Source organism: Peptoniphilus sp. BV3AC2 (genome assembly GCF_000478945.1).
GTDB lineage: Bacteria > Bacillota > Clostridia > Tissierellales > Peptoniphilaceae > Peptoniphilus_B > Peptoniphilus_B duerdenii.
In genome coordinates, this window is sequence record NZ_AWXD01000018.1 from 31,883 (window position 1) to 55,585 (window position 23,703).

Genomic DNA, 23,703 nt, shown 5'->3' on the forward strand with positions numbered 1-23,703 from the left:
TTCTAAAGTTTCATAGCTAGTCTGAAATAAAACAGTGTTGAAATTTAGATCTTTAGCAAGCTTTATTGCAAGGGAGTCTCCCAAAATTTGTTGATACCCTTCATTTTTCAAATCAATAAGAAGTGAACTTAGCCCAACTTTGTCCTTTATATAGTGTACTTGAAAATTCAAATTTAAAAGTTCTATTATTTCTAGAGCTCCATCTGTTATGTTGGAATATGCAATTACAGATGTTTTTAAATCATTGTTCTTAGCAATTAAAATGCTTTTTAAGAGGTCGTTTCCCGATGGCTTCGCATCTATTACCGGAATATCCAAATGTTTTTTATTAATCTAGCTGTTCCACCTCTGGATATTATAGCTTCGTAGCCTCTCTTTTTAGCTTCTGTAGCAAGTTTAAGTCCATCATCTAGCATCCCTACCCCATAGTCGATGTCAATATTTTTATATTTCTTCATCAGCTTCTTAATTGGATTTACCATAGCTTCATAGGTCGCAACAATATAAATTCTCACAATACCACCTCCCTTTCTATATATTTCTTATAAATTAATCCATTCTTACTTACTATATAGTTCCGCACCTATAAACTTAGATGCTTTATACGGATCTTTTGTGGTTCCTTCGCCGTCAGAGTATTCGTACTTTATTACTAGTAGTTCGTCATTTTCTCCTTTATATATGTCGGAGATTATATTCTTCTTTCCATTTTCAAATTTTATAAAAGAATCTTCTTTTCTATTATAGATAAACTGTTCTCCCGTCTCTCTATTCATTATGGTTGGCACCATGTAATCTTCTGTCACGTCTTGAGCGTAGACTGCAAAGTCATATAGATCTTCCTTATCCTTTGGAACTACTAAGTATAGTTCATCTAGTTTTAATTCGTCTGTAAGCTTATAAAGAATAATTCTATTATCTGCCGGTGCGTACGCCATGATAAATCCTGTTGGTTCTGAATCCAAAATCATTAATCCTTCTACACTTATCTTGGTTTGTCCATTTTCATCTAGAAGCGTATATTTGCCTTCTTCTTTTGCAAATGAGTATGATTTGCCGCCGATTTCTTGGTAGAATCCTCCAGTCATCGGTTTTGAAAATTCTTTCTTTTCTATATTGTAGACACTTGTATAGGTGTCCTTTCCGTCCTTGGTTGATAGTTCTAGTGCTACATTTTGATCTGTGATCATGATTCTTCCGATGAAGAGATCTTTTTCTTTTATAAATTTCTTTAGTTCTTCTGTTAGTGGAACTTCTGTCACTGTTTTATCCTTTACATTTAGGATTTTAAATCCATCTTGCGGTTTCTTCACGTCGGCAAAGACTGCATAGCTTTGTGATTTGTTTAGTAGGTCCGCACCTCCTAGGTCCACTTTTTCTTTTTCTCCAGTTTCTAAGTTAAGGTAGAACATCTCATTATCCTTAGTTGCTAGTACATTTTTGTCATCCAAGTATTTTATTACCAAGATTTTATCCATGTCTTTTTCTGCAACTTTTACTTCTTCTTTTTTAAAGCCCATGTCATCAATTGTCTTTATGGCTTTCTTATAGGTTTGGATTCCTTTTTCTGTTTCTATTGTTGTAGATTTTACTTGATGTGATGTGTTTTTATTGCCGCATGCTACTAAAAATAACATGAAGGCTGCCATCGCAATTATCTTTTTATTTATCTTTTTCATTTATTTTCCTCTTTGATTATTAATTTTTCAAATTCATCGTAGATTTTTCTTTCATAACTATCCATGTAGCTAAGTGCCTTATTCGCTATTTCTTCTGGAATGGTGTAGTAGGCTTCTGCTATGGAGCCTACTATCGCCGCCAAGGTGTCCGAGTCTCCTCCTATGGAGATGGCTGTCCTTATTGCATCTTCGAAGTCTTTCGATTCTAAGAATATATATATAGCTTCTGGAACTGTTCCTTGGCAGGTTTCGTCGAAGCCGTAGTTTTTTACCAGGTCTTCGTAGTTAAAGTCTAGGCTATAATATTTTTCCATCTCAGCTTTTATTTCTTCTTTGCTACATTTATTTCTCGCCATAAATATTGCAACTGCTGTAGCCTCCGCTCCCTTTATACCTTCTTCGTGGTTGTGGGATACTTTGGTCACTTCTTTCGAAAGAAATTTAACTTCTTCTAAATTCTTAGCTACATATGCCACAGGGCTTACTCTCATGGCGGAGCCGTTTCCAAATGAATTGTATGGAATTGGATCTTCTAACCAGTATCTAAACCTGGTTCCGTAGCTCATGTACGGATATTTATTTCCGATTTCAACCATTCTAAGAATTGCATTTGCTTCAAGCTCTGTTTTCGGATATATTTCTCCTGCATTAAATTTATCTCTTATGAATTTTAATTTTTCTTCTGAGATTTTTCTAGATAGATTTTTAAAACCACTTTCATTTCCCGTTTCCAATGTATCCATTAGAGCTCTTGCAACTGCCAAGGTCATGACGGAGTCATCGGTTAGTCCCATATTATCTTGGAAAAATTCAAAATTCTTGGTGTTTATATTGTCAAATTCGTAGATTGAACCTACTATATCCCCTATGATTGCTCCTAACATTTCTCCTCCAATCTCATTACTTCTAAAAGTTCGTCTATGCTATCAATTCTATAGCTTGCATCTTTTCCTTCTTCTGGTTTTCCATATCCGTAGTTACAAAAGATGGTGGTCATGTTGTTTTTCTGTCCGCCTACCATATCGAAGAATCTGTCCCCAACTATGTAGTATGGCGCAGGATACTTGTGCTTCACCGATTTTAAAATTTCTTCCTTTGGAAGTTCATTGTACATCTGTGAGGTCAAAAATCCATCGAAAAATCTATCCAATTTATAATTTTCTTTTACCTTTTCATAGTAGGTGTTTCTCGCATTGGAAATATAAACTAAGGTGTAGCCCTTATCTTTAAGTGTCAGAAGAATTTCTTCCGTCTTTGGATAGAGTCGTCCAAGGCCTTTATCCAAGTTGGAATTCATCTCTCTTCCTACGATGCTTGAAACGAAGTGAATGGTCTCCTTATCATTGCCACCCATGACCATCTTCCACATATCGTCTGCGTTGTAACCGAGATAGGTGTGATAGAGGTTCTCTTCCAATCCTTGGTAAGGTATCTTGTGTTCATCTAAGTATTTTTTCGCCATATCTAGCGCCGGTCCGTAGATGTACATGGTTTCGTGAATGGTTCCGTCGAAATCAAAAAATATAGTTCCTTTTTTCATTTATCTCCTTATCCTAAATCTAAAAAATTAAGTTGTCTTAGCGCTTCAAACAAGATTATATTTGCAGAGTTTGCAAGGTTTAGACTCCTTCCAAAGTCTTTCAGCATCGGAATCTTTATCGCCATATCGTAATTTCCAAAGATCATATCCTCTGGCAATCCTCTCGTCTCTGGTCCAAACATTATGAAGTCTTCATCTTGAAATTCAACTTCTGTGTATAGTTTCTTCGCCTTGGTCGTCGCCATGAAAAATCTGCCTTCTGGATACTTAGCGTATAGCTCCTCTACATTTTTATATATATTTATATCTACTAGGTCCCAATAGTCGAGGCCCGCTCTCTTTAAATGTTTGTCGTCTATTTCAAATCCAAATGGCTCTATAAGATGGAGCCTAGTGTGGGTTAGTCCACATGATCTCGCTATGGCTCCTGTGTTCCAGTGGATTTCTGGTTCGTATAGTACTATGTTTAGTGACATTTTTCCTCCAATATTTCAATTGCGCATTTCACTCCGTCGATGGCGGAACTTATAATTCCTCCTGCATATCCTGCTCCTTCTCCTATTGGATATACATTTTCTATGGAGGATTTCATGTTCTCGTCTCTTACGATTCTAACTGGTGATGATGTTCTCGTTTCACATCCTGTCAAAACCGCGCCGTCTAAGAATCCTTCCATCTTTCTGTCCATTTCAATAAGTCCTTCACGAAGGGATTCTGATATTTCTTTTGGATATATTTTCCAAAGATTTTCTATTTTAAATCCAGGTTTGTAACTTGGTTTTACATTTTTAAATTCTTTCGTTTCTCTCTTCTCTACAAAGTCTCTCGCAAGTATGACAGGTGCGTGGTAGTCGCCTCCTCCAAGATCATAGGTTTTCTTTTCAATCTCTCTTTGAAAATACATTCCGTCAAGATTTCCATCGCCATAATCATTTTCGTCCACAGTTACAACCACTGCAGAGTTTCCATTTTCAAGATCTCTAGCATGGTAGCTCATTCCATTTACCACTACTGTGTTTTCTTCGCTCATTCCTGGAACTACCACTCCACCGGGACACATACAGAATGTGTAGATGGATCTCTCACCAGACTTCGCCCTAAGTGTATAAGACGCTCTCGGAAGATCTTTGTAGTGTTCTTTGTACTGAGTTTTATCTATATATTCTTGGAGATGTTCAATTCTAAATCCCACCGCAAATGGTTTAGATTTCATCTCCATCTCTTTATTTAAATATTCGAAAGTGTCTCTTGCAGAATTTCCAAGGGCGAGGACGATGTAGTCACTTAGGTAGCTGTTCTTTGTAGTTTTGATTCCAACTACATTTCTTTCGCCTTTAGAATTTTCTTCATAAATAAATTCTTCAAACTTTTCGTTGTAGAAAAACTTGACCCCGATGGACTCCATGTACTTTCTCATATTTATTATAACTTGTCTTAGAACATCGGTACCTACGTGGGGCATCTTTTCATAGAGAATATCTTCCGGCGCACCATGTTTAACCAGCACATCGAAGACGTAGTGACTTCTCTTGTCCTTGGAGCGGGAAGTGAGTTTGCCATCGGAAAATGTACCCGCTCCTCCCTCGCCAAATTGGATATTGGAGTCGACATTTAAAATTCCATCTTCCATTAGTGCTTCCACTTCTTCCGCTCTAACTTCAATGGGACTTCCTCTTTCGATTACATTTACCTTCGCTCCGTGTTCTGCAAGGAAGTATGCTGCGAAAAGTCCAGAAGGACCTGCTCCCACCACTGTGACAGTCTTACCATTTCCATGAGATGTGGTCTCGAAGTTTTCTTCTTCAAAATCTTCCCAATCAAGACCCTTTAGTTTGATTCTGTCTCCATCTACAAGGACTTGGTAGTTGTGGTAGACTTCCCGTCTTGCATCTATTGAATGTTTATATATTTTGTAGGTGAAGTTTTTCGATTTCAGTTTCTTTTCAAGTACTTCTCTCAAATCTTCACCGATATTTACTTTTATATTTCTTATTAAAATCATATTGAAACCATCTTCATCGTCTCGTAAAGTTTTCTGTTAAATTTATTCTTCGTTCTTAGGGCGGTACCAATAGGTTCAGAAAAGATTCTGCCACCTCTTATTCCTATCGCCACAGATTTATTTTCTAGTAGACTCTCCACAGCGACAACTCCCATAGATGTAGCCATGATTCTATCTGCAGGACCAGGACTTCCTCCCCTTTGAATGTATCCAAGAATTGTCACTCTAGTTTCGATTCCCGTAAGCTTTTGAAGTTCTCTTGCAACTTCGTGAGCTTCTCCCGCACCTTCTGCAACTAGAATGATGTGGTGTCTCTTGCCACGATTTTTTCCTTCGAGCATCTTCTTTGCGATTTCATCCATGTTCGTTTCCATTTCCGGTACGATAATGGATTCCGCTCCGCCGGATATACCTGCATAGAGAGCTATATCTCCACAGCTTCTTCCCATGACTTCCACCACATTTGCTCTACCATGAGCTTCTGTGGTATCCCTTATCTTTGAAATTGCATCTGTAACCGTTTCAACGGCGGTATAAAATCCAATGGTCGATTCCGTATATCCCATGTCGTTGTCGATGGTGCAAGGTATGACTGCAGTCTTTATTCCCTTTTTCTCAAGAGCCATGGCTCCCTTTGCACTTCCATCTCCACCTAGAACTACGAGTTTATCTATATTATAAATTTTTAATTTACTTACCGCGCTCTCTTGACCTTCTTCTGACTGAAATCTCTTGGAGCGAGAAGTCCCTAGGATGGTTCCACCCTTTTGAATGATATCCGCAACAGAGGATAGATTTAATTTTTCAATCTTTCCTTCAATCAGTCCTTCGAATCCACCGTAGACTCCGTAGACTTCCATCCCTTTATAAATAGAAGTCCTCACCACCGCACGAATGGCTGCGTTCATTCCAGGCGCATCTCCACCGGAGGTCATAACTGCTATATTCATAACACACCTACTTTACTACAAACTTGTTTGGATCATTGTCTATTAGAGGTAGCACTTCGTACTTTAGCTCCTCTACCTTGTCCAAATCTATATACAAATCTTTTATTATCTTAAATGGGGTCTTCTTCTTTTCATCATAGATGATGATTGGACTACTGCCCCTATATCTTCTAAATATGCCTGTAAGGGCACGATTTATCCCCTCGTCAAAACTTTTAACTGCGATGTAGAGAGTTCTGTTGTCCGATTCTTTCAAAGGCTCAATGGTATTTACTAAGATCTTTGGTTCTTCAACATCAGAGGCACTGACAGTTCCCGTCACTGTTATGACCTCTTCCTCTTCTACGAGATATCCATAGTTTTGAAATACATTTGGAAAGACGATGAGCTCAATGGTGCCGAAGAAATCTTCCAATGTTGCAAAACACATCATCTTGTTGTTCTTTGTAATGAGATTTCTCTTTTGTTTTATGATTCCAGAAATCTTTACATTCTGTCCGTTTACAGGATTTTCAAAAATCTTTGAAGTGTTGGTGCTGCTGTTGTTTTCTATTGCATTTCTATATGGATTTAACGGGTGACCGCTGGCGTAGATGCCGAGCATTTCGTATTCCATGTTAAGTTTCGTCTTTTCATCGAAATCTTTTAAGTTTGGCAGATCATCTTCATCAGTCTTTTCATTAAACATGGAGAACTGTCCCTTTACATTGTTTTTGATTCCAGATTGAACAGATTCCAAAATTCTCTCATAAACAGCCAGGTATTTCGCACGATTTCCAGGTAGGAAGTCAAATGCTCCAGCCTTTATAAGAGATTCCAAAGCTCTCTTGTTTATTGCAGATGAATTTACTTCCACAACTCTTCTTATAAAATCGGTCATGGAGGTGAACTTCTTTTCCTTTCTCGCTTCTACGATTGCATCGATGAAGTTGTCTCCCACATTTTTAACCGCCTTTAGTCCGAATCTCACCGCATCTTCTTCAACGGTAAATTTATTTCTAGATTCGTTTACTGAAGGTGGAAGAAGTTTTATATTTAGCCTCTTTAGCTCTTCTGCATATAGCGCAACCTGTTTTGGAGAACTCATAAAGGAACTGATTTGTGAAGCCATAAATTCCTTTGGATAGTACCTCTTTAAAAATGCAGTTCTATATGCAACCACAGAATATGCAACTGAATGAGATTTGTTGAATGCGTAGTTCGCAAAATCTATCATCAAATCGTAGATTTCGTTGGCGCTCTTTTCGTCGACACCATTTGCAAGTGCTCCCTTTATAAGCACGTTGCCCTCTTCATCTTTAAGTCCGTAGATGAAATTATTTCTCTCCTCTTCCATAACGGACATCTTCTTTTTACTCATGGCACGCCTTACCAGGTCCGCACGTCCTAGACTGTATCCACCTATCTGTTGCACAATCTGCATAACCTGTTCTTGGTAGACGATACATCCGTAGGTTACGTTTAGTATCGGTTCAAGGGACGGATGAATGTAGGAAATTTTGGACGGATCGTGTTTTGATTCAATAAATCTAGGAATTTGAGACATAGGTCCCGGTCTAAACAATGCGTTCGCCGCTACCAAGTCCTCAAATGCATCCGCCTTTAATTCCTTTAGAAACGCCCTCATTCCAGAGGATTCAAATTGAAATATTCCAAGAGTGTTTGCATGTTTAAAGAGATCTATAACTTCAGGATCATCAAAACCTTGGTCTTTAAAATCTATTTCTATACCATAATTTTCCTTAACCATGTTCACAGCGTCACGGATAACAGTTAAAGTTCTAAGTCCCAAGAAGTCCATCTTAAGTAGACCGAGTTCTTCTAGCTCCGTCATATTGAACTGGGTTAAAAGCTGCTCGTCGGTTCTCGCAAGAGGTACGTAATCCGTTACGTCTCTGTTTGAAATTACAACACCAGCTGCATGGGTGGACATATGTCTTGGAAGTCCTTCGACTTTTAGCGCCGTATCTATTATCCCCTTCACCTGCGGATCGTCTCTCATTGCATTTCGAAGATCCTCAGACATTTCAATAGCTTTATTTATAGTTATATTTAATTCTTGAGGAATCATCTTGGCAACTTGGTCCACCTTTGAGTAGGAAATATCCATTACACGACCTACGTCTCTTATGGCTCCCCTCGCCGCCATGGTTCCAAATGTGGCTATCTGTGCCACGTGATCCTTGCCATACTTTCTATTTACATATTCGATTACTTCTTCGCGTCTTTCGTAGCAGAAGTCGATATCTATATCAGGCATGGAAACCCTCTCTGGATTTAAAAATCTTTCGAAGAGAAGATCAAATCTAAGGGGATCCACGTCTATAATTCCAAGTCCATAAGAAATGATTGAGCCAGCGGCAGAGCCTCTACCGGGACCGACCATAATTCCATTTTCTTTTGCGTAATTTATAAAGTCCCAAACGATTAAGAAGTAGTCGGTGTAACCCATGGAGATGATGGTGTTAAGTTCGAAATTAAACCTCTCCATAATCTTTTCGTCTAGGTTTTCGTATTTTTCTCTAAGACCTTTTAGAGCAAGTTCTTTTAGATATTCGTCGTTTGTGTATCCATCTGGCACGTCGAACTTAGGTAGATGATAGTTGTGAAACTCGATGGTCACATTGCATCTCTTAGCGATTTCGTAAGTATTTTCTATTGCATCTGTAAAATCCGGCAGAGCCTCTTTCATTTCATCTTCGCTCTTTAAATAAAATTCGTCAGAAGGAAACTTCATCCTCTTTTCATCGGAAAGAATAGTTCCTGTTTGGATGCAAAGAAGCACATCATGAGCTTTTGCATCTGATTTTTCTAAGTAATGCACATCGTTTGTCGCAGCAAGAGATATCCCAAGTTCTCTATTTAAATTTCTAAGGTGAATATTCGCTTCAAGTTGCTCCCTAATGCCATGGTTTTGAACCTCTAAAAAGAAATTGTCCTTTCCAAAAATATCTCGATATTCTAGAGCAGCTTTCCTTGCAGCTTCGAAGTCCCTATCCAAAATCTTTCTTTGCACTTCCCCTTGAAGACATGCAGAAAGGGCAATGATTCCCTCGCTGTATTCTCTCAAAACCTTCTTGTCTACACGAGGTTTGTAGTAGAATCCATCTACCCAACCCTTGGAGACAATCTTCATAAGATTTTCGTAGCCCTTATTGTTTTCCGCAAGGAGAATTAAGTGATACCTTTTAGAAGTCCTGTCCTTCACATTTAAATCCGTAGACGAAACATAGACCTCGCATCCCATGATAGGTTTCACCCCTTCATCCTTGCAAGCTTTATAAAATTGTATCGCCCCGAACATATTTCCGTGGTCAGTGATGGCAATAGAATCCATGCCCAGTTCTTTTACCTTCTTCGGCAATTCCTTGATCCTAGTAGAACCATCGAGCAAACTATATTCAGTATGCACGTGTAAATGTGTAAACATAAACTCCCTCTTACTCTATATCTTTTATCTTTCTTCTATTATATAAAAACAAGTATATAAAGACAAAGTTTTATTAAACCTTCTTTATAAAATTATATAGCCGCAAAATTTAAATCTCATTAAAAAAACAAAAGAGCTTATAAAAAGCTCTTAAGAAATTATAAATTTATTTTCTATTAAATTTGCAAGACTACTTATCGCTTCATCTTCATCTGGACCGTCCACCTTGATTGTGATCTCTTCACCTTCAAATGCTCCAAGCGACATAATCCCTATGATGCTCTTGCCGTTGACCTCTTCTCCATCTAAAGAAAGTGTAATCTCAGATTGAAATCTATTTGCAGTCCTCACAAAAAGTGCCGCCGCTCTAGCGTGAAGTCCCTCTTCATTTGTAAGTACCAAATTCTTAGTCACCATCATATTCCCCCCTTAAATCATCAGCTATGTTTCGTATTTTTTTCATCCGATGGTTGACACCGCTCTTCCCAACCTTTGGATTTAGAAGCTCACCTAAATCCTTAAGAGAAGCATTTCTATTTACGAGCCTTAGTTTAGCAAGCTCATAAAGAGAATCTGGAAGAGACTCAAGGCCAATCATAGAGTCAATATACATAATATCATTTACCTGTTCAATAGATGAATTTACTATTTTTTCTAAATTTGCAGTTTCGCAATTTACCATTCTATTTACGTTGTTGCGAGTTTCCTTCATCGCCCGCACATTTTCAAATTCCAGCACACTTCTATTGGCACCGATGACCGTCAGTGTATCTGAGATCATCTCTGCACCCTTTATGTAGAAGATAAATTTGTCAGATCTCTCAATAATATTTCCTGAAATTTGATATTCATTAAGAATATTCTTTAAAATATCAGCAGCGTCCCTATTGGAAAACACAACTTCAAAATGGTAACCTCTCCTCGGATTAGTAACCGAGCCTGCCCCAAGAAAACAACCCCTCACAAACGCCTGCTTAGATTTCGAATCCGAAAGGTCTGGAGAAATTTCGTTATAAATAGAGAAATCTCCCTCGCCATAACAGAAATTCAACAGTTTTCTAATGGCAGCATCATCACTTAAACTAATTGTGTAAATGTTTCTTTTAAGTTTAACATTCTTCCTTGCACTGGCATTTACATCGTCGGAATAAAAACTCTTAAGATGAGTAAAAATTCTCCTCGCCACCGGTGCATTTTCGGTGCTCAAACTTACCACGAGTCTTCCTTGTGCAATGGAGATGGATCCACAGGTACTTATAAGACCACAAAGCTCAGCGTCAACTAGGTAGCCCTCTCTTACGCTTACCTTTGCAGCTTCATTTTTAACACTCATAGAAAAACTCATATAACACCTCAATATAAACTACTATCATTATACAGAAGTTAAAGACAAAATAAAAGTGTTTTTAGCAATTTAATAATTTTTTTGAAAAGGTTTTTCTTTGCACAAAAGTTTGCCCGTTCAAAAATCTTTTGTGTTTATCAAATAATTCTTATTAAAAATATGATCCAAATCACATTTTTATAAATTTATGACAATGTTTTCAATTTTTAGTGAAGAGGCTAAACTATTTCTTTTTAAATATTTACTTTTCTAGTATAATACCATTGGAGGAATTTTAAATGAATATAAATAGAAATGATTTAATAGATATTTTAAAGGAAGAAGAAATCGACGAAAGACTTCTTAAAGAAATCGACGATTTTAGAAAATTTTATAAACTAGATGATTCTGTAATGGACCGTGTGGCTAGTCCAAGGTTTATCTACTACGGAAGTGACGTTTGGAACAAGGCAATCACCGCTATTCTTTCCGGATTTCACATTCTCTTATCCGGACCAAAGGCTACTGGGAAAAACGTACTTTCTGAAAATTTGAGTCTACTTTTCAATAGACCTATGTGGACCGTGTCATTAAATGTTAATACTGATGCGGAAAGTTTAATCGGTTCAGATACTTTTAAATCTGGTGAGGTTACTCTTAAGAAGGGTCCTGTTTATGAATGTGCTGAGTTCGGAGGTTTTGGAATTCTTGACGAAATAAATATGGCGAAGAATGAAACTCTTTCCGTTATTCACTCTGCCCTAGACTATAGAAGGGTCATCGATGTGCCTGGTTACAATCGTTTGAAGCTTCACGAAGCTACGAGATTTATCGCAACTATGAACCATGGCTACATCGGTACTAGAGATCTAAACGAAGCATTGGTTTCAAGATTTCTAGTTATTAATATGCCGACTATCGAAAAGAAATATTTGAAGAAAATTCTAAAGGTTGAAGGCGAACTTAAGGACGAATATGTGGAATTATTCTCCCAATTCTTTGAAGATTTGCAAGAAAAGTCTCTAAATTCTGAAATCAGTTCCAAATCAATTGACCTAAGGGGACTTATCTCCGCATTGGAACTTATGAAGCGTGGACTTAGCATCAAGAATTCTCTCGAAATGGGTCTTATGGATAAATCCTTCGACTCCTATGAAAAAGAAATTGTAATGGATGTGTACCGCACATTGTTTAGTAGTACTATAAATCCTGGTGATATCTTTGTTAGATAAGATAAGAAGACAGAACCTTGTATGGACTGTGTCGGAGGACTATCTGGCAGAAGGTTTTGAAATCTTCGAGAGAAATAGTTTCTACGAGGTTTCCCTCATAGCCTATGCTTATAAAGTCTATGATTTTAAAGCTTTTATAAATTTTGCAAAGGAAAATATTTTAAATCTCACCAATAGATTTGACATCATGACCATCGCCTTTCTAATTTTAGAAGAGAATTTAAAGGATGAGCTTCTAATAAAAAGACCCGGACTTAAATCTTATAGAGAGAGTTTTAAATCTTCTGCTATTCGTAAAAATCCCAAGAGTTTCGCAGATGAAATTTTAAAATGGTACTACGAAACGGAAGACGGATCCTATCCAAGGACTCACGAAAATATTGTAGAGATCTTAAAGAAGATTCGCAGCGTAAAAATTAAAAGTATTATGGATTTAATAGATATGCTTCTTAGTATTTTTAAATCCTACTTCCACGTTGAAAATACAACTTCCATTGAAAAAATGGAAAAGACTTTAAAAGAAGCGAAGAAAAATCCAGAAATTTTAAAATCAAAACCGACATCTAAGAATTATTTGGAAGATTTCCAACTGGAAAAATATAATATTATGAGTTCAGAGTTCTTTGAAGAATCCTATGAAAATCTAAAGGTGGTCATGGAGACTGTGGAAGGAGAAACCGGCGAAAGCGACTTTCAAAAGACTGTAGAAAAACATTTTGGCAAAAATATTTTGTCCATAACAGACGCTCATATTTTGGAAAGCCAAGTATGCACAGGTATCCACAGAGGAATCAAAATCCACATGACCAAGGGAGATTTTCCAAGTGAAAGCTACTACAAAAGTCTAATCGATGAACAGAAATCTTCGAATAGAGAATTCTTCAAACTAAATAATCTCACTTACAAGAGAGGAATCACCAGTCTAAAAGAGACCATTAAAAATTCCCTTTTAAAAGAGTCTGAACATTATAAGATTATTTCAAGCTCTGGAGAAGTGGTTCCATCGAAACTTTGGAAGATAGATAGAACTAGCGACAATCGAGTGTTCAAGAAAGAATTTTTAAATGATTATGGAGAGCTTCGTGTGGATATACTCCTCGATTCGTCTGCATCTCAACACGAAAGGGCATCTGAGGTTGCAACTCAAGGGTATATAATTGCCCAGGCGCTTTCTGAATTAAATGTAAAGACTCGGGTGGTCGGATTTAACAATCTCTTCAACTACATGGTTTTAAATGTGTTTAGAGATTACGAAGACTCACAATACAAAAACTCAGAAATTTTTAAATACTATCCTTCCGGCTCAAACAGAGACGGACTCGCAATAAAGACGATGATTCACCTGATGAAGAAATCTTCTGCAGAGAGAAAGATACTTATCGTACTCTCAGATGGTAAGCCAAATGACGAAGTAAATATAGCAAGCTTCGGCAAGAAGAAGCTGGATGCAGAAGACTATGTGGGAAATATGGCGATTTATGACACTGCCATGGAAGTTATGAATGCAAGAAACATCGGCATCAATGTCCTCGGAGTATTCACAGGAGAGCTAGAGGATCTAAATAGCGAAAAGATCATCTATGGAAATGACTTCGCTTATATTACGAAGATGAGTAGATTCTCTCAAATCGTAGGACTATTCTTTAAATCCGTTGCAAGTAAACTTGAATAAAAACTATTGACTGTTTTACTATGAAATTTAATGGGCTAAAACTTTTTAAATGAATTATAGTTTAACAGTCTTTTTTTACCGCTTATCCCAATATTTCTACCACTTATCGCAAAACAGATGAAACTGATTTACAAGCAGTCTATAATAATCATTAGGAGGTGGCTATGAAGGTTGAAATAATAATCGATGAATCCTTAGACGAAACTTCCGTTAAGATCTTCGCCAAGGAATATTCTAAAGAGATTGAAAATTTAAGAAATATGCTAGAAGGAAACCCCATTGATAAAGTAGTCGCTTTTCGCGATGAAGAAGTGTTCATCCTATCCTTTGATGAAATAATTAGAATCTACGCAGAAGATAAAAATGTATTCGTAAAGACTAAAAGCGGAATTTATAAATCAAGGTTAAATGTTTCTGAATTTGAAGCAAGGCTTGATAAAAACAAATTTATAAGAATATCTAGATCTGAAATAGTAAATCTTGATTATGTAAAGAGACTCGATTTATCTTTTACAGGTACCATAGCCGTGGAGCTTAAGAACGGAGATATAAGCTATGTCTCCCGTAGAAATCTAAAAGAATTTAAAAGGGTTTTGGGATTATAGGAGGATTTATGAAAAATATAGAAAGAATTATTAGATCATTTATGATTGGGATTGGTATCGGAGCTTTGATAGAAGCATTTATATCCCTAGGTATCGGAGAAAATATAATAGGAGTTCCTGAATTTGTAGAAAGTTTAAAACCAGGAAGTGCAAAGATTGTCCAATGCATGGTCTATGGTGGTTTTGGATTGGTGCCTGAACTTTTTTCAATAATTTTAAAGCTTAAAGAAAATCATACTGTACCTAAACAAATTATCCATTTTGCAGTGCTAGCTATCTACTTTTTATGTGCCGCACATTATCTAAAATGGTACGATGGTACAAGAGCCCTAATCTACTCACTAATAATCTTTGTAATAGTTTACTTAGTAATTTCTTTTATCTACTATCTTTCAGCCAAGAAAACTATTGATGATGTAAATAGAAAATTAGCAAATTAAAAGATTATTTTTATTACTAAATCACAAAAGACGAGGATGTTTTCCCTCGTCTTTTATTTTATCCAATAATCATATTTAATATTAGTAGCGCTACAAGTCCTACCGCCCAAGCGATGGTTGTTGTAATTGACCAGACTCTTATCTGTTCTTTTGGATCTTCTATTCCGATGGTTCTATTTACAACGTTGAAGAAACTATCGTTGAAGTAACTGAAGAATAGTGAACCAACGCAGGCTGATAAGGTCGCCATAACCGGATTTACATTTAGACTTGCCATTATCGGCGCAGTTATAGATGCTGCTGTTAGCATTGCTACCGTTCCTGATCCTTGAATAAATCTTATTATGGTTGCAATTATAAATGGAAGTAGTATATGTGGTACGTTTAAATCTTTTATGATTTCTGCAATATGGTTGCCTACTCCACTATCTCTTAGCACTTGTCCTAGGGCTCCACCTGCTCCAGTGATAAGGATTATTATTCCCGCAGATTCTATCCCAACTTCCATTACCTTTATAACTTCTCTTCTTTCCATATGAGATGCAAGGGTAAAGATTGCAAGAAGTAGTCCAATGGCAACTGCAACTATCGGCGTGCCGAAGAATTGGAAAAATACGCTCGCTTGTCCTGTCACTCCCAAAGCTTTTGAAACTGTAGATAGAAGTATCAAAATAATTGGAACTATTATAGGCATAAAAGATTTTGTAGCTGAAGGAAGTTCTTCATCGAGTTTTACTTCTACTGCTCCTAAATTTTCTCCTAAAGCAGGTCTTATCCATTCACCATCTTCTCCTGGAATTTGGTAGATCTTATTTCCAAGCCATTTTCCATATGCCAATACTGCTAAAAGCATAGGCACTGCTATAATCATTCCGTAGATGATTACAAGGCCGACATTTGCTCCGAAGATTCCCGCTGCTCCAACTGGTCCTGGTGTAGGTGGCACAAGTGAGTGGGTGATTACTAATCCTCCTGCCAAACAAACTGCAAGACTTACTATGGATTTTTTGCTCGCCTTTGATAGAGCTTTTATAAGTGATGCAAGGATTACGAATCCTGAGTCACAATAGATTGGAATTGAAACTAAAAATCCTGTGATCGCCAGTGCTTCTTCCTCTTTATTGACTCCAAGTTTTTTAATAAATGTATTCGCCATGGTCTTTGCAGCTCCAGTAGCTTCAAAGATCTGTCCCATCATAACTCCAAATCCAATTATGATTCCTATGGAACCTAGGGTTGAACCAAATCCGGAACTGATTGCGGAGATTACCATGTCCTGTGGCATCCCACCTGCAATTCCTACGAATACAGCAGTTATTATCAGCGCCAAGAATGTGTGTATCTTGGTCTTTAAGATCATAAGCATTAGAAATACTATTCCAACTCCGAGAGCGATTAGCATTCTCGTACCGTCTAAAACGAAATTCTCCATATGGTCCTCACTTATTTTATATTTTATTTATGGTTAAATTTTGGGGCGTACTTCGCCGCAAGGATTACTGCTTCAATCATTGAAACGGCAGATGCAATATTCTTACCTGCAACTGGATAAGCCGTTCCGTGGTCTACAGAAGTTCTTAAAAATGGCATTGAGTTTGTGATTGCGATGGTCTTGTAGAAATCGTAGGTCTTCGTAGCTATATGACCTTGGTCGTGGTATAGAGAAAGAACGGATGAAAATGTTCCTTCCAGTGCCATGTGAAATACTGAGTCCGCTCCAATAGGTCCCACTACATCATATCCAAGCTTCCTTGCTTCTTTAATTGCAGGTTCGATTTCATTTACTTCTTCGTATCCAAATAGTCCATGTTCACCGCAATGAGGGTTAAGTCCTGCAACAGCCATAGTTCCTTCAACTCCGAGCTTCTTCATAGCTTCTGAACATCTTATGATGTAGTCAAGGACTCTGTCGTACTTAACCATTTCTATTGCCTTACTTAGGCTTACGTGTCTTGAAAGGAAGAACACTCTTAAATTGTTCACTTCAAACATGGTAAGAGGATCATGAACTCCTGATACTTCTTCGAGCATTTCAGTGTGTCCGATATATGGCACTTCTGCTGCTCTTAGTGATTCCTTGTTAATTGGAGTGGTTGCCATTGCATCTAGTTTTTTCTCCATGCAAAGTTGAGCGGTCTTCTCAACATATTTAAATGAAGCAAGTCCACATCTCGCATCTACCTTTCCAAATTCATAATCTGAATTTACAATATCTAGGTCGAGCATATCGATGGTTCCTTCTTCAAACTTAGCTTCTTCAACTGAAGATACGACATTTACCTTTAGTTTTGAGTTTGTAATTTCAATTGCACGATTTATAACGAAAAGATCTCCAATTAAAAATGGTCTACAAACTTCCCAAATTCTCTTTTCTTCAAATGTCTTAACGGTTATTTCCGGTCCAATTCCAGCCGGATCTCCTAGTGGTATTCCAATAATAGGTCTTTCCATACTTCCTCCTAATTTTCTTCTACTTCAGTGGAAAGTTTATTTAGGCAGACTTCCATAGTCTTTGCATCTCCAACCATTCCACCCTTAGTTACTATTCTCAAATCATCAAACGCTCCTCCGGTTAACCTTCCATAGGCAACCAGTGGTTCTAGTTCTTCTCTAATTGTAATTCCGGCAGAATTTAAAAGTTTCACAAGTTCTACCGTAATATCTCCTCCGCTGGTATAGACTCCTGCGAAAGAATGTTTGCTATTTAAAATTTCCTTGCCAATTTCTCCAAGCCCACTGGAGATTAAAATGGAAATCTCATCAATTGTAATATTTCTCTCTTTAGATATTTCTACCAGGTCAAGCCTCTTATCTCCTTCTTCAAAAGGCGTTGTGGTCACGAGAAGAAGATTGTTGTCCTCTAAAATTAAATCAGCTTTACTAGTAACACTCTTTATCTCCAAATCCCTCTTGTCTTCGTCAATGAGGTTTTTTGCAGAGACTTTTATGACTTTTACATCCTGATTATTTAGTAAATCTCTAATCTGTTTAATAGTTATATCAGTGACAGAACCGCAGATCATAAGCACCTTGCTAAGTAGATTTTCCTTATCCAAAATAGATCTTGCAATGTGCATTGAAAATGGTCCCGGATCCACAGAGAAGAATTTTATATGAGATTCAAACACTGCTTTTCCGATTATCTCCAAATGACTATCTAAAACTGCATCAAATACCAATAGACTAATTCCTTCGTCGTAGTATTTTTTGATAAGTTGGGATAGATGTGTAGCTCCTTTTTCAATGTCCGAAAGATTTATGGACTTAATATTTCCATTTAGTCCGTCCTTTAAAATCTCCTCCACATTGTCGCTTGATACTGGCATCTTCGGATCTCTTCCTGCGTCCGTATTGGTCAAAAGACTTCCTTCTACAAGCATAGTTCCATTTATAACAATTCTTTTACTGCTTGGAAATGCAGGGACACAAATCCCCATATATCCTGGAAGCTCTTCAAAAAAAGCATTTATTTCATAGGAAATATTGCCCCTCATAGTAGAGTCTATTCTCTTCGAATAAAACATAGGATTTAAGCTTTTCATATACTTTAGAGCTTCTTTTACACATTGGTATGCTTCTTCAGGATGAACAGCTCGAGAAAGTGTACTATAGCTTACCACATCTATGTCTTCATTTACTTCTTCTGCAAAATCAATCATACTAAGAGCATTTAGCCCCACCTTTTTCAGTAGTGAACAGGTGGCGTTAGATCCAGTAAGATCGTCTGCAATAATTGCAAATTTTACCATTTAACTCTCCATAATTGTATTTGCCTTAATTATACCATCTAAAGATATTCATCTTCAATACAGTTAACACTTCTCATGATTCTATATATTTTGCAAAAAAATAAAAGGGGTATTTCCCCCTTTATTTTGTGAAATTTGGTATATTTGAAATCATGGTTACAAATTCACATCTCTTTAGTTTATTTGTCGGCTTAAAGGTCCCATCTGGATAACCACTAATAGTTTTATTTGAAACTAAAAGTTCGATTTCATTTAAATAATTTATATCCCTTTCATCCTTAAATTTATTTACATTTTCTTTGCCAGTTTTGTAATTGAAGAAATGAGCCATTACATAGGAAATTTCATCCCTTCTAGCTTCTGTTTCCAAATCTACATTTTGTAAAATATTTTTAGGAAGTCTTGAAAGGACGAATCTCACATCATCATCTCCCCAAGTTCCCTTTACGAATTTCGGATTACTATTTTTAACTACTGAAAGACCAACCAAATTTTTATCTCCAAGTCTTTTAATCATGGATAGAGCCTCTCTATAAGTAAGAGGTCTTTCTGGTTTAAAAGTTCCATCAGGATATCCCATAATTATCTGTTCTTTTACGAATCTTTCGATATTTTTTTCTGCCCAATGTCCTTTTATATCAGATAGATTGGCACTCTTCTTAACATCTACTACATTTTCTGTCTTGAAAGTGGTATTCTTTTTATCTGCGTTGAAATCTTCCATTTTAAGTTTAGTTCTTGGAAAATCTGTGTAGTGGAATGGATTTTTGCCAAATCCTTCTATACCTTTTTCTAGAACCAATGTGTTATATGTCTTGTAAGTTGCAACCATGTAGCAATTGTCACATCCATCTAACGGATATTCCAACACCTTGTCTTCTGCTTGGATTACTCTGGCATCTCTCTCATATGGAGTGTAGATTTTATAAGTCGCTTCCAAATTATTTGTCTTAGCTGGAATGGTAACGAATTTTCTACCTTCATGCATGTAAAATCTAACCTGTTGTAATGCGTTTGACGCTTCATTTAGAAGATTAAATCCCTTATTTTCTTTGATTTCGATGTAGTCAGAGATGTATGCAAAATCTGTCACCACAGTTCTATTTCCATTCTTAATCTTTACCATAGCAGAAGCTTCCACTAAGTCCAAATCTTTTTCTGTGAAGTAGACAGTCTTTTCAGTTTCGAATTTCAAATTCATTCTACCAGTTGATTTTGATTTTGAAACTTCTACTTGAAGCTCTCCACTATATCCCTTAGGTAGGTTCGGAGTTGTGATTTCATATCCGTTATCAGTCTTTTTAAATCTCACTTCTGAAGCAAGTCTTCTTGCAATATCATCGTCCCTAGTTTGATAAAAATCAGAAGTGCTCTTCGTTTCTTTTCCAACATTGTAGGTGACACTGTCTGTGGAGATGGTAGTTCCATCGAAAGAAACAGATTCAATACTCATCTTATATTCTCCACCGTAGTATCCATAGCCCACAAATATTTTTTGTTCTCTATCAGATGTGGTGAAGTTGCCTAAATCTTTGGAATCTCCATTTCCATAGTAAGAAATACCAACCCTTGATTTAAAATTTTCTGAAGCCTTAGGAATGATTGCGTAGACATCTCCTCTTTCAACTATAAAATAGAAACCATCCACATATTTTGAAGAGCTTCTGCCCACCATTTCATTCTTTGCAAGCTCCACTAAGTATCTAGGGTTTGCCCTATTATTTTCTTGTAAATTTTTATTTTCTATAAATTTAAGCTCGATCCTATCCGCTGCAAATGCGCCGGAAGGAATAGAAATAAACATAGCTAAAATTAGAAAATATATGATCTTCTTAAAATTTTTCATAATCCACCTCTTACATCATATTTACCTAATTTTATCAATTGTTAAACAGAGAGAGCTAATACTTCATTTTTAAGAAAGAAAATTTCTACTCCATACTTTTTATTTCTTTAAAGGTTAAGAAATTGTTTTCAAATAATTTAATGCAAAACTTGAAAATATCTCTATTTCATCCCATACATAAATTTTTAAAATAAATTTTTTGCAAAAAATATTGTTTTCCCTATTGTAATTTATTATTTGCTGTGAGATAATTTCTTTACAGTCGTAAATGCGAAGTAAATTCCTATTTACGAAATTTAAAAAATAAATTTGAATTTTTAGGAGGACATTATGGACTTACGTTTAGAAGGAAAAGTTGTAATTGTAACAGGAGGTTTCAAAGGTATAGGAAAAGCAATTGCTTTACAATGTGCTAGAGAAGGAATGATCCCTGTAGTTTTAAATAGAAAGAATGATGCTGCAGAACCTTTTGAAAAAGAACTAAAAGAAATAACTGATAAATATTCAATCTATTTCATCGACTTAAATAATACAGATGAAATAAAACCAATCGTTGAAGATGTTGTTAAAAAATACGGAAGAATTGACGCAATTGTAAACAACGCAGGAAGAAATGACAATTTAGATTTGGAAAGCAATGGCTGGAAAGAATTTGAACATTCTCTTCACAACAATTTAACTCACTATTATGAACTTGTTCATCAATCAGTAGAATATCTAAAGAAATCTAAGGGAGCAATCGTAAATATTTCTTCTAAGACTGCTCTTACAGGTCAAGGAAAGACTAGTGCTTACGCTGCTGCTAAGGGAGCTATTCTAGGTCTTACTAGAGAATGGGCAGCTGCTCTTATAAAAGATAGCGTTAGAGTAAATGCTATTGTAGTTGCAGAAGCTTGGACTCCACTTTATGCTGATTGGATTAAAACCTTTGGAGATGAAAAGGCTCAACAAGAAAGACTTTCTCTAATCACTGATAGAATTCCTCTTGAACACAGAATGACTGAACCTTCAGAAATTGCTGATACTGTAGTATTCTTACTTTCTGAAAGAGCTTCCCATACAACTGGTCAATGGGTATATGTTGACGGTGGATATTGTCATCTTGATAGAGCTTTAGATTAATCGGAGAGACCTATGACTGATAATAAACAATTGAAAGAACTTAGAGGATCTAAAGCTGGTCTTGCTATCGTTCTTGTAACTTCACTATTCTTTGTGTGGGGTCTTACAATGAACCTAGTAAACGCGCTTTACTCTCCTATGGGAAATTATATGCAACTAAGCGGAACAGAAACTTCCCTTCTACAAGTTGCTTACTTTGGAGCTTACTTCTTTTTATCAATACCAGCTTCAATAATTTCTAGAAAACATGGTTACAAAGCCGGAATAATAACTGGACTATTTTTATTTATAGTTGGTTCACTTTTAACTATCCCTGCTACAAATTCTATGAGCTATTCACTTTTCTTGTTGGCAATGTTTGTTATAGCTTGTGGATCTGCAACCCTTGAAACAAATTGCAATCCATACATCACAAAACTTGGCGATCCAGAAAATGAATCTATGAGAATAAACCTAGCTCAATCATTTAACGGTGTAGGTAATATAGTCGGACCTTTTATTCTTGGTAATATAATTGGACAAACTGTAAATTATGGAGATCCTGGATTTGAAGAAGCAAAACTTCAGTTTTTAACTCAAACTAAAGGAATCTATATCGTAATTGCAATCGCATTAATTCTAATAATAGCTGTATTCTTCTTTGCAAATCTTCCATCTCCTCCAGGGGATGCTGAAGAAGAAGTAAAAGATGAAAAGACTGGCGAAATAATTAAAAGACTTATGTCAAGAAGCCACTTCGTGCTTGGAATTATTGCTGAATTTATATTTATAGGACTTCAAGTTGGTGGAATGGCACTATTCTCCGGATATGCTGCAGCTCACTGGGACGGAATGACTTCCGGTACAGCTACAAAATATCTAGCGATCCTTTCTTTACTATTTACAATCGGTCGTTTTGTAACTACTCCACTTATGAAGAAGTTTGAAGCAGGTAAAATACTAGGAGTTTATATGACCATCTCAGCAATTTGTATGACTACAGTTGCACTAGGACTTGGCAAACTTTCAGTTATTCTATTCATGGGAGCATACCTATTTATTTCAATAGGATTTCCAACTATCTTCTCCCTTGCACTTACAAATATTACAGGAAGCGATGCTAAGACTGGATCTAGTATGCTTGTAATGAGTATAGTAGGGGCTGCACTTATTCCTTTACTAATGAGTGCTATTGGAGATAAATTTGGAATCCAAGCTGCAATGTGGTTTGCTGTTCCAGGATTCTTATACTGTGCTTGGTACGGATTTAAAGGTTCAAAGAAAAATTTAGAGGTTGTTAGATAATGAAAAATAAAATTATAGATACCCACTTTCACGTATGGGACTTAGAAAAACAAGATCTTCCATGGCTTGAAGGTGTTGACGAAGTTCTAAAGAGAACTTTTACTTTTGAAGAATTCTCAAATAATTATAATGAAAAAGATGGCATTGATTTTGTAGGCGGAATTTACGTTGAAGTAGATGGCAAAGACCCAATACAAGAAGACGAAATAATATATGATCTATGCAAGAAAAACAAAAAAATTCTAGCTACAATGATGAAATCTAAGGTTTCTCCAACTATGAGAGTACCTGCTTTTGCAACAGGAATTAGAGAGCCTCTACACACTGGAGATGCTCCTAAGGGAAGATGCCTAGAAGAATCATTCATAGAAGGTTTAAAAAATCTCGCAAAGAAGAACATGCCTTTTGAATCTTGCAATAGAGTTGATGAACTTGAAGATTTCTATAAGACAGCTAAGAGTCTTCCAGAAGAAACATTTATTTTAAACCACTTGGGAAATGTCACAGAGTTGTCAGAAGAATACAAATCTGTAATGAAGAAATTTGCAAAACTTGACAATGTTTATGTTAAAGTTTCAGGTTATTCTACAAAGGATAAAGAATTTGTAAAAGACCTTTTAAAATTTGTAAAAGAAACTTTTAGAAGCGATAGACTTATGTATGCGTCTAACTGGCCTGTAGTAGAACTATATTCAAGCTTCAAAGAACATCTTTTAATATTACTTGAAGAGTTCAAAGATGACGAAGATTTCTTCTATAACAACGCAATTAGATGCTATAATTTAGATATATAATATGGGGCAGTCTTTGGACTGCCTGTTCAATTGA

The 23,703-nt window shown here is 36.4% G+C and carries 20 protein-coding genes and 1 pseudogene; 7 read left to right on the top strand and 14 right to left on the bottom strand.

Translation table 11 applies throughout. The features are described from left to right. Positions 1-18 precede the first annotated feature (18 nt). The 10 genes and pseudogenes from HMPREF1252_RS10075 to whiA form a co-directional block, all read right to left on the bottom strand. Positions 19-482: pseudogene (locus tag HMPREF1252_RS10075) on the bottom strand (PrpR N-terminal domain-containing protein); the annotation flags it as partial. A gap of 78 nt (positions 483-560) precedes the next feature. Beyond that, a complete protein-coding gene (locus HMPREF1252_RS04435) occupies positions 561-1,679 on the bottom strand; it encodes a hypothetical protein (protein WP_023059520.1) in 1,119 nt (372 codons plus the stop codon). Then, entirely contained in the window at positions 1,676-2,563 is an 888-nt protein-coding gene (locus tag HMPREF1252_RS04440; RefSeq protein WP_023059558.1) for an ADP-ribosylglycohydrolase family protein, read from the bottom strand. Before HMPREF1252_RS04440 ends, HMPREF1252_RS04435 begins: the two co-directional genes overlap by 4 nt. Beyond that, a complete protein-coding gene (locus HMPREF1252_RS04445) occupies positions 2,557-3,219 on the bottom strand; it encodes an HAD family hydrolase (protein WP_023059542.1) in 663 nt (220 codons plus the stop codon). Before HMPREF1252_RS04445 ends, HMPREF1252_RS04440 begins: the two co-directional genes overlap by 7 nt. A gap of 8 nt (positions 3,220-3,227) precedes the next feature. After that, positions 3,228-3,695 carry a tRNA (cytidine(34)-2'-O)-methyltransferase gene (locus HMPREF1252_RS04450; RefSeq protein WP_008901020.1) on the bottom strand — a complete coding sequence of 156 codons (468 nt, stop codon included), beginning with the start codon at positions 3,693-3,695 and terminating at the stop codon, positions 3,228-3,230. Continuing rightward, positions 3,686-5,221, bottom strand: a complete 1,536-nt coding sequence (locus HMPREF1252_RS04455; protein WP_023059517.1) for an NAD(P)/FAD-dependent oxidoreductase — start codon at positions 5,219-5,221, stop codon at positions 3,686-3,688. Before HMPREF1252_RS04455 ends, HMPREF1252_RS04450 begins: the two co-directional genes overlap by 10 nt. Next, positions 5,218-6,171, bottom strand: coding sequence for a 6-phosphofructokinase (gene pfkA, locus HMPREF1252_RS04460; protein WP_023059519.1), 954 nt, complete (start codon positions 6,169-6,171; stop codon positions 5,218-5,220). Before pfkA ends, HMPREF1252_RS04455 begins: the two co-directional genes overlap by 4 nt. Before the next feature lie 7 nt (positions 6,172-6,178). Continuing rightward, positions 6,179-9,601 (bottom strand): DNA polymerase III subunit alpha, encoded by a 3,423-nt coding sequence (locus HMPREF1252_RS04465; RefSeq protein WP_023059549.1) that lies wholly within the window; start codon positions 9,599-9,601, stop codon positions 6,179-6,181. A 150-nt stretch (positions 9,602-9,751) separates the two neighbouring features. Then, on the bottom strand, positions 9,752-10,018 hold the full coding sequence (locus HMPREF1252_RS04470; protein WP_008901024.1) for an HPr family phosphocarrier protein: 267 nt from the start codon (positions 10,016-10,018) through the stop codon (positions 9,752-9,754). Further along, a complete protein-coding gene (gene whiA, locus HMPREF1252_RS04475) occupies positions 10,008-10,934 on the bottom strand; it encodes a DNA-binding protein WhiA (RefSeq protein ID WP_238318186.1) in 927 nt (308 codons plus the stop codon). Before whiA ends, HMPREF1252_RS04470 begins: the two co-directional genes overlap by 11 nt. Before the next feature lie 290 nt (positions 10,935-11,224). Here whiA and HMPREF1252_RS04480 point away from each other — a divergent pair, with 290 nt between their 5' ends. From HMPREF1252_RS04480 to HMPREF1252_RS04495, 4 genes are all read left to right on the top strand, one after another. Beyond that, entirely contained in the window at positions 11,225-12,157 is a 933-nt protein-coding gene (locus HMPREF1252_RS04480) for an AAA family ATPase (RefSeq protein WP_023059562.1), read from the top strand. Continuing rightward, positions 12,147-13,829, top strand: a complete 1,683-nt coding sequence (locus HMPREF1252_RS04485) for a hypothetical protein (protein WP_023059560.1) — start codon at positions 12,147-12,149, stop codon at positions 13,827-13,829. Before HMPREF1252_RS04480 ends, HMPREF1252_RS04485 begins: the two co-directional genes overlap by 11 nt. A 164-nt stretch (positions 13,830-13,993) precedes the next feature. Then, entirely contained in the window at positions 13,994-14,434 is a 441-nt protein-coding gene (locus HMPREF1252_RS04490) for a LytTR family DNA-binding domain-containing protein (RefSeq protein ID WP_023059515.1), read from the top strand. A gap of 8 nt (positions 14,435-14,442) precedes the next feature. Next, on the top strand, positions 14,443-14,874 hold the full coding sequence (locus tag HMPREF1252_RS04495) for a DUF3021 domain-containing protein (protein WP_023059537.1): 432 nt from the start codon (positions 14,443-14,445) through the stop codon (positions 14,872-14,874). A 58-nt stretch (positions 14,875-14,932) separates the two neighbouring features. Here the strand turns inward: HMPREF1252_RS04495 and HMPREF1252_RS04500 are convergent, their stop codons facing one another. The 4 genes from HMPREF1252_RS04500 to HMPREF1252_RS04515 all read right to left on the bottom strand — a co-directional run bounded on the left by HMPREF1252_RS04500 (position 14,933) and on the right by HMPREF1252_RS04515 (position 20,469). Further along, positions 14,933-16,306, bottom strand: coding sequence for a GntP family permease (locus HMPREF1252_RS04500; RefSeq protein ID WP_023059543.1), 1,374 nt, complete (start codon positions 16,304-16,306; stop codon positions 14,933-14,935). Positions 16,307-16,329: 23 nt separating this feature from the next. Next, entirely contained in the window at positions 16,330-17,325 is a 996-nt protein-coding gene (gene pdxA, locus HMPREF1252_RS04505) for a 4-hydroxythreonine-4-phosphate dehydrogenase PdxA (protein ID WP_023059550.1), read from the bottom strand. Positions 17,326-17,333: 8 nt separating this feature from the next. Then, complete coding sequence (locus HMPREF1252_RS04510; protein ID WP_023059522.1) at positions 17,334-18,623, bottom strand: four-carbon acid sugar kinase family protein; 1,290 nt, start codon at positions 18,621-18,623, stop codon at positions 17,334-17,336. A 121-nt stretch (positions 18,624-18,744) separates the two neighbouring features. Continuing rightward, complete coding sequence (locus HMPREF1252_RS04515) at positions 18,745-20,469, bottom strand: S-layer homology domain-containing protein (RefSeq protein ID WP_023059524.1); 1,725 nt, start codon at positions 20,467-20,469, stop codon at positions 18,745-18,747. A 330-nt stretch (positions 20,470-20,799) separates the two neighbouring features. Between HMPREF1252_RS04515 and HMPREF1252_RS04520 the strand changes: the two genes are divergently transcribed. From HMPREF1252_RS04520 to HMPREF1252_RS04530, 3 genes are read left to right on the top strand one after another with little or no spacing between them, the layout of a single operon-like run. Further along, complete coding sequence (locus tag HMPREF1252_RS04520) at positions 20,800-21,591, top strand: SDR family oxidoreductase (RefSeq protein ID WP_023059531.1); 792 nt, start codon at positions 20,800-20,802, stop codon at positions 21,589-21,591. Between the two features lie 12 nt (positions 21,592-21,603). Further along, a complete protein-coding gene (locus HMPREF1252_RS04525; RefSeq protein ID WP_023059532.1) occupies positions 21,604-22,875 on the top strand; it encodes an MFS transporter in 1,272 nt (423 codons plus the stop codon). Further along, positions 22,875-23,669: an amidohydrolase gene (locus HMPREF1252_RS04530; protein WP_023059546.1), complete on the top strand. Its 795-nt coding sequence runs from the start codon at positions 22,875-22,877 to the stop codon at positions 23,667-23,669. The genes HMPREF1252_RS04525 and HMPREF1252_RS04530 overlap by 1 nt, the downstream gene beginning before the upstream one ends. The last annotated feature ends 34 nt before the right edge of the window (positions 23,670-23,703 follow it).